The organism is Chryseobacterium sp. UNC8MFCol, assembly GCF_000482305.1.
GTDB classification, from domain to species: Bacteria; Bacteroidota; Bacteroidia; order Flavobacteriales; family Weeksellaceae; genus Chryseobacterium; species Chryseobacterium indologenes.
The window spans coordinates 275657-290209 of record NZ_KI535291.1 but is presented as its reverse complement, the minus strand read 5'-3'; the positions used below and the strand labels follow the sequence as shown (position 1 = coordinate 290209).

Sequence of the window (14553 nt, the reverse complement as noted above, 5' to 3'; positions counted from 1 at the left end):
TTATTTGTTGTTTATGATTTCTTGTACGCTGCCACAGGTAAGCATTTTAGAGCCATAATATGGATTCTTAATCGCTTCTTCCTTGCTCAGCCAATTTGCTCCTTTCCCGTTATTATACATCGGGCAATGCTGATAATATACAGGGATCTCCTGCTTTGATGCCTTAGCCAACTCATACATATTCTTAGAAAGCAAAGCGAATGCTTCCTTTTGTTGTGCAACATTTTTAGAAGCAGCAATCTTTTCGGTATTTGAAGTCAAGTCTTTCATTACTTTCATCCAAACGGTATGCTCTTCGGTAGAAAGTTTTACCATTTCTATCGCTTTGATGGCTTTCACCAATTCGGCAGCTTTTGTGGATGAATTGCCTGCATCAGTTTTTACCAAAGCATCTTTCACTGAAAAATAATTATCAAAAATAGTTTTCAATTGTGGTGCATTTTGGGCATCGGCAGTTTTTGTTGTTGCCATTTCGTTATGATTTGCGTGTTCGTTTTTCATATCCATACCTGCATCATTAGATTTTGCGACCGGTTTTAATTCCCTGCTGTATTGACAACATCCTGAAAGTTTAGCATACACATCATCCGGAGCTAAAAACTTTTCGCTGTCATAGCCTGCCAAAGCAATACGTTTCAATATTTCATCCTGATTGGTCTTACCGCTGTCATAAGTGAGTTTAGCTATTTTTGTGTCTTCATTCCATTCTACACTGGCTACCTTATTCACATTGCCTGCTTTTTCGATAGTGGCTTTACACATACCGCAATTGCCGTAAATTTTCACGGTTTCTGTTTTCGCATTCTTGAGTTGTGCGAAACTGTTTATTGATGATAGTAATACGGCGATTACCACCATTATTTTTGATAATGATTTCATTTTGAAAATTTTTAATTTAATAAGAAATACAAAAGGGGTGCGAAAACCGGATTTGGTTTTCGACAAGACATAACTTTGGCTGTAAAGCCTCCGTTTTAGCCTATTTTAGGTGGTTGCCAAATGGATGAGTAACCTAAAGAATAGTTGACTTGTTCAAACCCGAATTTTTGCTTTTTGTTTTCAGCAAAAGGGTCTGTTATATTTAAATCAAATGGTATTAGTAAGCTGACAAAAGATGAAGTAGTACTGCATCTGCAAGAGCTGTGTTTACAATTGCCATCGCAGTTGTTACCATCGTCACATTTTTTATCTGACTTGTACTTGCAACTGTCTTTGTAGTGCAATTTTTCAGATTTTTCTTTTGAGCAGGATTTTTTTTCAGTGCTTGTTGATTTTTTGGAACAGGCATAGCTTTGAAAGGGTATCAAAAAGAAACCCAAACAAAATAGTGTTATCACACTCGTATATATTCTTAAATTTTTCAACATAACAAATTTACAAATAAAAATATATTTTCAACAGCTTAGCTATATATATTTCAACTTCTTAGTAAAATTTCACCCAATGCTCTTGATTAAAAATTTAAATTATCCAATAAAAAATTGAAACTCTCATACTTAAATTCCTCACCTATTATTTCATTTTATCTTTTATATATAAGATATTTTTGCGTAAAAAATATCTCCCAAAAATTAAAAATAGGTAGAAATTCCGAAACTGAAGCCTGTCGTGGTTGATGAAGGATTTGCAAAAACATCTTTTTGTTTCTGAAATCTGTAATTAATTCTAAAAACAGTCTGTGCATTTGGTCTTAAACTAATTGCAGGCATTACACTCCATAGGTCATCTCCAATTTTGCTGTTATTTTCTCTAAAGTGGCCTACATTCCAATCTATATATTCAAAACGGCAAGCAACATTAACAACAGCTTTTTCCCAACTTAGAATTTTTCTTTTAACTACGGGTTGCACAATATCAATAAATCCTCCATATTGTCTATCCCCATATTGCTGTGTATAAGTTTCAGGAACATCTACTTTTACCCATGCCCATTCCGCAGTAATAAAAGTTCCCAAATTTGGAAGTGTATTATTATAATCCAATGCAAATACCCTTACACTTCTTTTATCATCGATCTGGAGACCATCATCCTGAAATTTATTATAAATACCTCCCATATAAGAAACTCCAATCTCTCCTGCTTTTTTATGTCTTGTAGCAATTTTGGCGGTTAAAAGAGGGATGCCACTGTTGATTTCTTCAAAACGTTCCGGATTACTTTTGGCAGCGGGCAAATAAGTTTTGTTCTGACTATTATCAATAATTGAATTATCAAAATTTCCGGAAAGATAGGCTTCATAGCCAATCATCCAATCTGCTTTATACATTTTTCCATATAACCCAAAGCCGGCGTTGCTAAATGTTGCAGGCAACATTTGTGTTGCTGATATAGGACGATCAGTAAATTCCCATTTCGGACCATCATGATTTTGGTTGAAAGCCCCAATTGGATTCATGATAATTCCTCCTCGCAAATTAAGCAGGGGATTGAGCTCCACATCAATGGCAGCAAATTCAATATTAATCTCTTTACCACCTTCTTCCCATTCTAGTTCACTAAGAAATTTTATTTTGGACGAAATTGAAGAAGATACGAAAAGTGTCGTTCTTCGTAATTGAAATTGATGTCCTTCTGATACGCCGTCGGTACTGATGTGCTGCCAGTTGACTTCTGCATAGCCTCCGATAGAGACAGGTACTTTTCCTAGGCCTAAGAAAGGGCGTGTGTAGACAGCATCCATATTTAAAGATTGGGCGCTGTCTGCAGGAATTCTTTTTAATAGCTCAGTATCGACCTGTGCTATGGTTGTTTGAAATATTAAAAATACAGTAAGGTAGAGGATTTTTTTCATACGGGTTTCTTTAAAGAAATTTTCAAAAAATCGAATTCTATGTACACCGGAAATTTTCTTAGTGCCCTATCAGCAGGGCCATTTTGTACATGCCCTTTATTGGTAAATTCGCTACCGTGTGCAGGACATTGGAGCTTGTCTCCAAACACTTGTAATTGGCTTCCCTGATGGCTACATTGCATCCATAGTGCCTCATATTCGGTTTCTGAAAAACGAAATACGCAGATAGGATATTTCAGGATATCATTTTGAATGATGACATAAGAACGTTTTTTATCTGGATATTTTGCTTCCACAAAATCTACCAAAGGCAATATAATGTAATCTTCTTCAATTGTTCCAGCAACTATTTTATTGCTTATACACCCTGAAAGAACGATAGGAAGTGCAGTAAGCCCCAAACAGGCAAAACCACATTTTTTTATAAATTCAAGTCTGTCCACTTTTATAATGATTTTAAAAATTTAATAATAGCTTCTTTCTCCTGAGATAATAACTGCATGTATTTATTTTTGCTATTTGTAGCTTCTCCACCATGCAGTTGTATAGCTTCCTCTATACTTTTTGCTCTACCATCATGCATTAAGAAATATTGCCCCCCTTGTGATTTTGGTGATAAACCCAGTCCCCACAATGCAGGAGTACGCCATTCATAGGTCTTTGCAGATCCTTCTGTATATCCATCATCCAAAGCATTGCCCATATCATGAAGCAATAGATCTGTGTATGGGTAAAACTTTTTATTTGATAATGCTGAAATTGAAGATGATGAAGTTTTTAATTCCGGGACATGGCATTTAATGCAACTTATTTGGGTAAATAGAGCCTGCCCCTGCTTAACACTATTGTTTTCTGGATCTCGTTGAATCGGCGTTTTTAATGTACGCAGATAAAATACGACATCTGCAATGGTTTTGTCAGAGACCTCTGGGTCAATGTTCATTCCTGAATAAACATCTTGAGGATTAAATGTTGAAGCAATGCCCATATCTTGATTATAGGCATTAACAGTCTGTTGAAGTAAGCTGTATGTGGATGCTTTTTTACCAAATCGTCCAATATACTTTCCTTCTTTTGGGATAGCAAAGGGGAATGGCGCTTGATACCCTGGAAGCACTATGTAATTTGGAACTCCTGAAATCCCATCATTATCTGCATCAAAAGGATCAGCCATTGCCAAGATATCTGTATCGGATACCAATTCAATAAAACCCAATCCTGTATTTGCAGGCGGAGTAAATTTGGAAAATGTCGCTCCGAAAGGAATTGTCTCCGGAGTAAAACCCGGTATCGCTCTATTCTGTAATTGGGGACCACCTAAATGTAAAAATAAATTACCTGTTTCGTCAACCTGCCCAAAACGAGTCAGCGTAGAAAAAGGTGTGCCCTTTCCGTCACCGGCATGACAACTGCCGCAACTTGTTGCTACAAATGTAGGCCCAAGCCCTTTTTCAACTGTGAAAATTTCATCATTAAAAGCTATATCTCCTTTTAAAAATTGCTGGTTTTCAGCATAAGACAAACCCTCAATTGGACCATCTAGTAATTCACCTTCGTCTATTGCTTCCGGATGAAGGTTATCACAAGCCTGCACGATAATAAAAACAAGATAGCAAAGTACAAAAACAGATAAATATCTTTTACTCACGATTATTTTTTTTACAAATATAAATAAATTGTTAGACTAATCTAACAATTTGTTTATATTAATCTAATTTTACTGTGATATTTAATCTGGATTTCGGTTTTTGAACTTTTATCTTATTTAACACAGAGTCATATTCCAAAAATTTTAAAAGAGTTCTACTCAGAGTAATCGTAATAGAAGATTTTTATAGTGTAAGAAACGGAGGTATAATTCTGTCCAAACTTTTTTTGGCGACGCATACAATTAATTACTAGATTAAAAAAGCAAAGAGGCTGTCCGAAAAGTTTGGACAGCCTCAATTTTTGCTGGTTTTATTTGTGCCCCAATACAGGAGGAGTATATGAATATTTGATTCTCAGAAGGTTTATCTGACTTTTAGGACACTTCCTTTTGCTTTTTTAATCTTCTATAATAAATTTTGTATTGCTATTATCTAATTTAAGAAAATAAACTCCTTTTGGTAGATTTTTCAAATTAACTGTATTCCCATTCTCAAATGGTTTTTCAATTGTTTGAACATTTTGTCCAGCAGAATTAATAATTAATGCAATTTTAAATTTTTTCAAATCTTTTTCGCCAGTTACTCTTAAGACATTTCCTCTAACTGGATTTGGAACAATGGTTAGATTTTTAGATATTGATGAAACATCATCTACACCCATATAAGCTCCCCAAATCAGCGCAACAAATTCAGGGCGGTCTATATATGGATTCCTATTTCCCTGATATGTGAAAGCTGCATTATTTCGTGCTATTTCAAAAGCTGAGACTGGATCTCCATCATTCCACGCAAGTAATTGTTTGAGTTCCCAAGTTTGAAGACCTGGAAATGCCACAGAGCCTAAAATGTTTCCATTGCTGAAACCAGAAAGTTGTGTTTCATATCTTGTTACAAAATATAAAATCATTCTTGCAATATCTCCCTTAAATTCATCTATTGGTTCAAAAACAGTACCTGCGTAGCCTGCGGAAGCCGAACTTCCTAATTTTGAGCCATTTAATGAAGTAAAAGAAACCGTTCCTACTTTTCCAAATGGGTAATTTGATCGCATTCCGTTTACTTTGCCATCAGTTGGTGTCACAAAATGGACATCAGATCTCATTGGTAAGTTTTGATTAAATAAGCTTTGTGGTACTACGTGCTCCCTGTTATAACAATCTCCTTCACTGCTGTAATTACCACACTGGTTAGAACCGTGGTTATAGTTGTATGGATCTGATCCAAGTGGATTTTCTGAATACATATCCATTACAGTTCCGTCGTTTTCATAAAAATAATCTCGGTCTGTAGTTTGAAATGCATTTAATAATCCTGCATACCCTTTGTCTTGGTGCCCATTGGTAATTATTGTTTTAAGTTTTGATTTTAGGGTTGCTCCAGAAAGACCTGCTGTTCCGTCATAATAATTCGTTGGTGCTTGTGCAGAGATTGTACAAAATACAAAGCCCGTCAAAAGATTTAGTAATAATTTTTTCATGCTAATGTTAAAAAATAAAAGGTTAATAAAAGTTGTTTGAATGAATTTTTGTTTGGAAAATATTGTTTGGAGAATACTTAAGTATTATTCAGAAAATGATACATTGTATTTTAACTATTTAGAGTGTGTTTGATGGTTAGATGGTCTGGGATGAATTTTTGTATACTTAACACTAAATTTATAAGTCTGATGTATTATTAGCAAAAGAAAAAAAAGGGCACAACATATCAGATAAAAGATATCCTTTGAGGAAACCCTATGTTTACTATTACGTATTGCTTTTCTTTTTAATGTCCTTTTAAAACTCATTATATTACTTTTAAAAGGACAATTGATAGTTTAGCCCCATCATATTCGTTTTATCAAATTTTTGATAAAATGGCGAAATCATCGAAGCAGACTTACCCTTGCTGATGTTAAACAAAGAATTGATTTTGGGATATAACCAATAAGCTAGTTCTGTTGACAATATCCCAACTCCAGCACCTGCAAATACATCAGTTACCCAATGTTTGTTATTGATTACCCGGTATACACTTGTAAAAACCGCAAATGAATATCCCGATATTCCAAGCCAGTAATTGGTGTCCTTATATTCACGGAATAAAAAGTGGGCAGTCGAAAAGGCAACAGCAGCATGTCCCGAAGGAAACGACATATTATTGGATTTATCAGGTCGCTCTTCTCCGATTAATTTCTTACTTGGAAGTACAATAGCCGCTGTCAAAGCCTGGCTGGTTGCAAAAATAATTGTTCTTTCTTTAAAATTATGTTTACCCTTCATCCCTGCTAAATTCAAGGCATACACCATTGCAGCAGGGACGTACTGTGTATAATTATCCAGTTTTGAATTGGACAAATTATGTTCGTTCACTTCTCCCCTAACATCACGATCTATTTCTTTCATCTGAGGAACAGCAAAACTGATGGCTCCGGCTGTAATCAAGCTTGCCGGGATAATTAATTTCTTGTAACTTAATTGATGATGTTTCAGATCAGATACCTCTAAAGAATCATAGTAATCTACAGTATTTAACTTCAGACTGTCTTGTGCTGAGGCTAAACAACAAATCTGCATCAATATTATGAGCATATATTTTTTGAATAAATTTGTCATGGGAATATGCATTTTGATTTAATTTCTGTAATTATTTCTGAACATAGTTATTGCTGTTCCGATATAAAATCGGAATAAAAACAATAGAATTATATTGATTTAAAGATTAGTTAGATATTGGAGGCTGGTTTAAAAACTTCATTTTATTTATTGAATTACAGTATTTAAAAAAATCTGAAAAGTAATTATTCAAATTTCATTTTCTGAATTCTTACGGCATTCAGAATAGCAATAAGTGAAACTCCTACATCAGCAAAAACAGCTTCCCACATCGTTGCCAGCCCTCCGGCTCCCAGAACAAGTACAATTGCTTTCACTACAAATGCTAGGATGATATTCTGCCAAACTATCTTTTTTGTCTGTTTGCCAATATTAATTGCAATAGGAATTTTTGACGGTTTATCATCCTGAATTACGACATCGGCTGTTTCAATAGTCGCATCACTTCCTAATCCACCCATAGCAATTCCTACGTCACTCAATGCAACCACTGGTGCATCATTTACCCCGTCACCAACAAATGCAACGCTCTCTTTTCTTGCTTTAATCTCTTTAACTTTATTGACTTTGTCTTCCGGAAGTAAATCTCCAAAAGCATTATCAATTCCTATCTTATGCGCAACATATTTAACCACACTACTCTTATCCCCACTGAGCATGGTCACCTTAACATTAAGATTATGAAGTTTTTTGATTGTAATCCCTGCATCTTCTTTTATGCTGTCTGCAATAGTAATAAGGCCAGCAAATTTTCCTTCATATGCTATTGCGATGATAGTATAAACAATTGTGGAAGGGTCAATATCATATTTAATATTGAATTTATCCATTAGCTTAAAATTACCTACCAACAAATCTTTTCCGTTCACAGTCGCTATAAGACCGTGACCTGCAATTTCTTCCGTATTCTCAAGATTGATAGAACTATCAATTTCTCCAACATACTCATGAATAGCGGTTGCGACAGGATGCGTTGACTTACTCTCCAGTGCATTTACCAGCTTAAGAATTTCGTCCTGGTCAAAACCTGGCAGAATTTTAACTTCCTGAACTTTAAAAACACCTTCAGTCATTGTTCCGGTTTTGTCCATTACAACGTTTTGTATCTCAGCAATTTTATCGAGAAAATTACTTCCTTTAAATAAAATCCCATTTCTGCTTGCGGCACCAATCCCTCCGAAATATCCTAAAGGAATCGATATTACCAATGCACAAGGGCATGAGATCACTAAAAATACCAGCGCACGATACAACCAATCTCTAAATACATAATCATCAACAATGAAATATGGTACAACGCAGATTAAAATTGCCAATAAGACGACTATAGGTGTATATATACGAGCAAATTTTCTGATAAAAAGTTCTGTAGGTGCTTTTTGTGATGTGGCATTCTGTACCAATTCCAAAATCTTACTTAATTTACTATCTTCGTAAGCAGTAGTGATTTTTACTTGTGCGACGCTCGTCAGATTGATCATTCCTGCTAAAACTGACTCCCCTTTGCTTTTCGTATCTGGTTTACTTTCGCCTGTTAAAGCAGCGGTGTTAAAGGATGCCGAATCACTTAGCAATTCACCGTCCAACGCTAATTTTTCACCAGGTTTCAATTGAATAATCTCTCCTATTTTAGCTTGTGCAGCTTTTATAGTTTTAGGAATATTATTCTCCAAAATTGTAACCTCATCTGGGCGCTGGTCAAGTAAAGCTTTAATATTACTCTTAGCCCTTGTAACTGCGAGAGTTTGAAAGGTCTCTCCTACAGCATAGAACAACATTACAGCAACACCTTCAGGATATTCTGCGATAATAAATGCGCCGACAGTAGCAATGGTCATCAGTAAAAATTCCGAAAAGACATCACCTTTTACGATACTTTCAATAGCTTCTTTTATAACAGGAAGGCCAACAGGAGCATAAGCAGCCACATACCATATTGTCCTAATCCATCCATTAAACCATTCAATTTTCACGTAATTATCAAATACTATTCCCGTTAATAGAAGCACCAGTGATATTACTGATGGTAAAAACATTTGAAAAATAGTCTTATCCGTGCTTCCGTGGTCGTGCCCGTCTTCATCGTTATGATCATGATCATGCCCGTCGTTCGCTGTATGTTTCGATTTTTCCAGGAGATTATCAGCCTTTTTATCAATCTTTTCCTCTTGTGCAGAGCAGCATAGCTGTTTGCCCTCTGCGTCATACTTGTGAATGTGTTCCATAATATTTTGATTAAATGTTTACATTTTTAAATCTTAAAGTAAGCTAAACGTCGTTTCCTTCATCATGCTTACTTTTGTTTGAAATATTACTTTTTATTATCTTTCTAAACCATGTGAATTTATTAAGAGATAATAATATGTAAATTAAAACGGTAGAAAATATAGCCAGTACATACATATTGAGAGCAACTGCAGAGCCGACTGCCGCCGTAACCCATAAGGCAGATGATGTTGTCAGCCCCATAAGACTGTTGCTTTTATCCTTAAAGCTCAAACCTGCGCCGATAAAGCCGAGTCCCGTTGCTATCGCAGCGAGCATTCGTGCAATAGCAGATTTATCATCTGTAAGGTGAGATGCAATTGCAACAAACAGACACGAAGCCAAGGTAATTGCACCAAAAGTTCTGATTCCCGCATCTTTATGGGATGTTTCCCTCTCAAAACCTATAATACAACCTAATACTATTGACAAAAAGAGTTTAGCTGCAATAATTAACTCAAAGCGGAGATCCATATTCATATCAATTATTTTTTTTATTCTGCTTCAAACCATTATTTTTATAAAGGTAATAGGCTGTTTGATAATTGGCAATTGCCCTTCTTATTATTTCCGGCTTAGGTAATACAGCAATCTGATCGTTTTTTCCTTGTATATATTTAAAAGTCTCAACTTTTTGTTGGGGTGAAAGGATGACGAGATCATCATTCTCCATATAGGCAAGTTTTTGGTAAGTTCCCACAAATATTCTGGGAATATAGTTGTCGCTAATTACATTTTTCCCATACAGATTGCTTGTATATTTCCATCCTAAAAAGTTAAATAAAGTAGGATACAAATCAATTTGAGAACACATTTTATCGATTTTCAAAGACTGCTTGTCCTGAAGATTTACAATCATCGCGGGAATGTGGTATTTTGATATATCAATTTCATTTTTCCCGGCGCTGCTAGCACAGTGGTCTGCAACAATAACAATAACAGTATTTTTATACCATGGCTTATTTTTTATCTTTTTCAGAAATGCTCCTATTGCATAATCTGTATATTTAACTGCTCCTTCTCTTCCTGAACCAGAGGGAATATCAATTTTACCATCCGGATAGGTGAACGGTCGGTGATTTGACGTAGTCATAACAAAGTCGTAGAAGGGTTTGCCACTTTTATATTGCTGATCTGATTTTCTGATTACCTCATTGTAAAGATCCTCGTCACATATCCCCCATGCGTTTTCGAAAGTAATATTTCTATCATCGATTGAAGTTCTTGGCGCAAGATAGTTTTCCCTTGCAAATGCATTTCTGTTTCTATCAATAATGTTATATCCGTTATTCCCAAAATACTTGTTCATATTATCAAAATATCCGTCCCCTCCGTAAAAAAAACTTGTATCATAACCCTGCTCACTGAAAATTGACCCTATTGTTGTCAGCTGGTCATTATTTTTTCGTCTGACGATACTATTACCTGGTGTAGGTGGTATTGCGAGAGAGAGAGCTTCCATTCCTCGAACCGTCCTCGTACCTGTAGCATACATATTTGTAAATAAAACACTTTCTTTTGCAAGCGAATCCAATACCGGAGTTATATCCTGATTATTTCCAAAAGTTTTCATGAAATCTGCACTGAAACTTTCCATTGTAATCATAATTACATTAGGTCTTTGTATAGTTGCTGTGGTAGGTTTAATTTTTCTTTCGATTGAGAAACTGTTCTGCAGAAATATTGAACTGCTGTCTTTCAAATCATTTTTAATAATCTTAAAAGCATCCTTATTATCCATAAGTTGATAAAAATGATCGTAATTGATTTCATTATTATTATAAGCAGAAAAGAATGAATAGATTCCTGATTTTGACAATTCATTTTGATAGCGGTTGGTACTCAAATCCGCAAAATTGTTTTCGACTAAGAAAGCATAAACAAGAGTTGCTGCAAAAATTCCAACCGTTATTTTCAGCCTTGACAAAAATATGGTAGTGCCTTTGAAAGTATCAAAAAAATATTTTTTTCGGATACAGAAAAAAATTACAAAAAATGTGAGAATAATCATCACTGCAATTAATATGGGCAGGGGATAAGATTCATTGATATTATTAATTACTTCGTAAGTGTAAATAAGATAGTCTACAGCGATAAAATTAAACCGGCTTTCAAATTCCTGCCAAAAAGTTATTTCAGCAAAAAAGGAAAAAAACAGAATCAATATACCAAGAGAAAAAGAAAAGTAGGTAATGATTTTATTTAATCTAGAATCTACCAATCGTTGGGGCAAAATCAACAAATAAAGGCTATATGGAAATATGAAAAACAAACCTACCCCTATGTCATATATAAGTCCTAATAAAAATACTCTAATAAAAGATACTGCAGAAAACTCAGCCTTTTGAAATGAGGACAATACAAATCCCAGCCTTAGTAAAAAAGACATTATGATAAATAATAGAAAAAATCTGGTAAGCAATGCATAGCTGCTCTTAAAAAGACTTTTAGGTTTCATACCGAGAATAGATTTATTTTAAAGTTAAATGTGGATAGCGATCCCATGAACCGCCAAGCAAGCTTCCCGAAGTGATTCATAATCCGTAGGTCAGAGCCAACAATTATTACATCAAATCTGTTTTCCATATTCCAGTATTTTTGATTATTAGTATTTTAAATCTTTAAAGATGTGCTTCGCTTTCTTTGTGTCCTTCTGTTTCAATTTGAAAAGTAGTATGAGAAATTTTAAAATCAGTAGTAGCTATTTCTGTAAGTGTTTTTAGTAGAATATTCATATCCTCACTACGGTCAGCAATGACATGTGAACTCATTGCATTTACACCTGAAGTAAGAGACCAAACATGCAGGTCATGTAATTTTTTGACTCCATTTATGGATTCAAGAGATTTCCGTAAATCTTCTATGTTGACATCTTTTGGTGTACCTTCTAAGAGGACATTTATAGCCTCTTTCAAAAGTTTCCAAGTCCTTGGAAATATTAAAAGACCTATTGCAGCAGAAATTAATGGATCAGCATAATACCAACCTGTTGTTAACATTATTATTCCTGCAATCATTACTCCTATTGATGTTAATCCATCTGAAAGAACTTCAAAATAAGCGCCCTTCATATTTAGACTCTCAGAAGAATCTTTACGGATAATTATGATCCCAATGATATTTACCACTAAACCAATCCCAGCTACAATCAACATAGGAGTACTTTGTACCTCTGGAGGACTACTAAATCTCTGATATGCTTCAAACAAAACATATAGAGAAATACCTAATAAAACAACTGCATTAATAACGGCAGCCAATATCTCTGTTCTATAGTAACCAAAAGTTTTCTGAGAAGTTGCTTTTCTTTCACCTATCTTGATAGCAACGAATGCTAAAAATAGCCCTACCACATCTGTCAACATGTGCGCTGCATCAGCTAACAACGCAAGACTCTTTGTTGTAATACCTCCTATTACTTCTGCAATCATATATGTACCACTTAAGCAAAGTACAATCAATAGATTCTTTTTGTGCTTTGATGAGGCTGAAAGATTTTTATTATCATTATTCATAATTTCAAGATGTTATCATGTATTTAAACTACATTTCAAAATAGGAATCATTCTGTCTTTTAGCGGGAATATTTTTCTCACCAATCATTTGAAGAAGGTTAATTTCAATCGTGTGAGCCAAAGCTGTCATTGGCGTATCAACAGGAGTATTCTCAAAAGGATCCTGCATGATAATAGCTGTTTTCTCTATCGTAATAAATATAATAGGGACAATGATAGTAGTCGCTATTTCAACAGTCAACTGAGAATCTTCCAAACCAAAAGGCAGTAAAAAAGCAAAAACATAAATCAATGTATGAAGCAGGATACTGTAAGCTCTTGGAAATACTGTATTTTTCAAACGCTCGCATTTTCCCATGCTGTCACATAATCTCATAAGAACCTCATTTAACTGAACTTCTTTAAAATCTGAAATACGACCTTCTGCAGCAATTTTTCTAATATGTTCAGAATGCTTATCCAAAATTGCATTAGGAATATTTGTTCCTGTAATATTATGGGACTGCAGATAATTCTTCACTTTATCTGAAAATACCTGTTTTCTCAACGCTTCACCTAATGCATACACCCACACGATCTGTCTTTCTGTAAATACCCTGCTCTCCTCAGGTAGTTCAGGAACAAACTGTCTTACTAATCTTATAAAAGATCTTGAGTCATTGACTATAGCTCCCCATACGGTTCTTGCCTCCCACCATCTTTCATATGACTGTGCTGTTCTGAATGCCAGAAGTAATGACACTGCCGTTCCCAGCAAAGCGGGGATGCTTAATGGAATAGATATTTTTTTAAATAAAGATATATCATCCAAAAAACCTATAAGAAAAGCAAAAAATACAATCAATATGATCTGGTACTTAATCTGACGGACAAAATATCCTATTGAAATTCTTTTGTTGAGTAACATAGTTTTTTTGTATTTAATATTTATATGTTTTCTACCTTTTAATTTCGAGGGAAAACCCTTTATTTCTTTTTATTATTTTCAAGACCACATATAACAGCATAGTCACTATGCAACCTGTAATAAAAACATTATTGAAATGAAGGTGGTTATTCATAACTTCTGCCGTAAGATCAAATACAGTAAAAATCAGAAAGATGGCAAAAAGTCCGTTTTTTTCTTTAAGCAAAACTTTTCTGATACTGAACCTCAGCTGATTACTTTTGAACAATGAAAAATTAGGTATAAACGGAGGTACTCTTTCAGTCCACCTGATATAATAATCCCCAAATTTTCTTTCAAGAAACTGCTCCTCAGCAAATATGATTCTTTCATAATAGATCCAATAAAAAAGGATGAATGAAACTATAAACCATATGTTTTCAGTAAACAGAGCTACACCAAGCCACATAAAGAAATTTCCGAGATACAGTGGATTTCTGACAATACTGTAAATTCCTGTTGTATTTAATTCATCAGCCACCTGACCCGCTTTTGTGTTTCTGCCTGATGTATTTTTTGGAGTAAAACCAACTGTGTAAATTCTTATGCTTAATCCGAAAATACTTATAAGGAGGCAAAACAATTCATAATAAACATTACATTCAGAGCTACTTCTGTTCCAGTTGGTCTCAATAAAAACTGCTAAACCAATGAAAAGAATGATAAGCGGTAAAAAACTTCTGTATCTGAACAGCCAGTTACCTTGTTTTTCAAGTTCTTGTTTTAAGGCCATAATCATTAATTTTTAAATAAGAGTGAAACACCTTAAGGTTAATTTCACTCTTTGAGTTT

13 protein-coding genes are annotated in these 14553 nt (G+C 34.6%); all 13 read right to left on the bottom strand.

All coding sequences use genetic code 11. The annotated features are described in order from the left end of the window. Positions 1 to 879, bottom strand: a complete 879-nt coding sequence (locus M030_RS0119100; protein WP_002981193.1) for a DUF3347 domain-containing protein — start codon at positions 877 to 879, stop codon at positions 1 to 3. Positions 880 to 1096: 217 nt separating this feature from the next. Continuing rightward, positions 1097 to 1288, bottom strand: coding sequence for a hypothetical protein (locus M030_RS0119095; RefSeq protein ID WP_002981195.1), 192 nt, complete (start codon positions 1286 to 1288; stop codon positions 1097 to 1099). 283 nt (positions 1289 to 1571) lie between these two features. After that, positions 1572 to 2792 (bottom strand): hypothetical protein, encoded by a 1221-nt coding sequence (locus tag M030_RS0119090; RefSeq protein WP_002981197.1) that lies wholly within the window; start codon positions 2790 to 2792, stop codon positions 1572 to 1574. Then, positions 2789 to 3235 (bottom strand): Rieske (2Fe-2S) protein, encoded by a 447-nt coding sequence (locus M030_RS25065; RefSeq protein ID WP_002981199.1) that lies wholly within the window; start codon positions 3233 to 3235, stop codon positions 2789 to 2791. The genes M030_RS0119090 and M030_RS25065 overlap by 4 nt, the downstream gene beginning before the upstream one ends. Positions 3236 to 3237: 2 nt before the next feature. Continuing rightward, a complete protein-coding gene (locus tag M030_RS0119080) occupies positions 3238 to 4440 on the bottom strand; it encodes a di-heme oxidoredictase family protein (RefSeq protein ID WP_002981201.1) in 1203 nt (400 codons plus the stop codon). Positions 4441 to 4838: 398 nt separating this feature from the next. Further along, positions 4839 to 5918, bottom strand: coding sequence for an endonuclease (locus M030_RS0119075; protein WP_002981203.1), 1080 nt, complete (start codon positions 5916 to 5918; stop codon positions 4839 to 4841). A gap of 319 nt (positions 5919 to 6237) precedes the next feature. Then, the gene (locus M030_RS0119070) at positions 6238 to 7035 is read right to left on the bottom strand and encodes a phosphatase PAP2 family protein (RefSeq protein WP_123901653.1); all 798 of its coding nucleotides are present in this window, start codon (positions 7033 to 7035) and stop codon (positions 6238 to 6240) included. Between the two features lie 185 nt (positions 7036 to 7220). Beyond that, a complete protein-coding gene (locus M030_RS0119065; RefSeq protein ID WP_002981207.1) occupies positions 7221 to 9260 on the bottom strand; it encodes a heavy metal translocating P-type ATPase in 2040 nt (679 codons plus the stop codon). Between the two features lie 43 nt (positions 9261 to 9303). Further along, the gene (locus tag M030_RS0119060; RefSeq protein WP_027374943.1) at positions 9304 to 9780 is read right to left on the bottom strand and encodes an MgtC/SapB family protein; all 477 of its coding nucleotides are present in this window, start codon (positions 9778 to 9780) and stop codon (positions 9304 to 9306) included. Between the two features lies 1 nt (position 9781). Then, complete coding sequence (locus M030_RS0119055; protein WP_228375287.1) at positions 9782 to 11227, bottom strand: LTA synthase family protein; 1446 nt, start codon at positions 11225 to 11227, stop codon at positions 9782 to 9784. Between the two features lie 694 nt (positions 11228 to 11921). Beyond that, the gene (locus M030_RS0119050) at positions 11922 to 12815 is read right to left on the bottom strand and encodes a cation diffusion facilitator family transporter (RefSeq protein WP_002981213.1); all 894 of its coding nucleotides are present in this window, start codon (positions 12813 to 12815) and stop codon (positions 11922 to 11924) included. A gap of 28 nt (positions 12816 to 12843) precedes the next feature. Next, positions 12844 to 13722 (bottom strand): bestrophin family protein, encoded by an 879-nt coding sequence (locus M030_RS0119045; RefSeq protein ID WP_002981215.1) that lies wholly within the window; start codon positions 13720 to 13722, stop codon positions 12844 to 12846. Positions 13723 to 13753: 31 nt separating this feature from the next. Then, entirely contained in the window at positions 13754 to 14494 is a 741-nt protein-coding gene (locus M030_RS0119040) for a methyltransferase family protein (RefSeq protein ID WP_034689560.1), read from the bottom strand. Positions 14495 to 14553 lie beyond the last annotated feature (59 nt).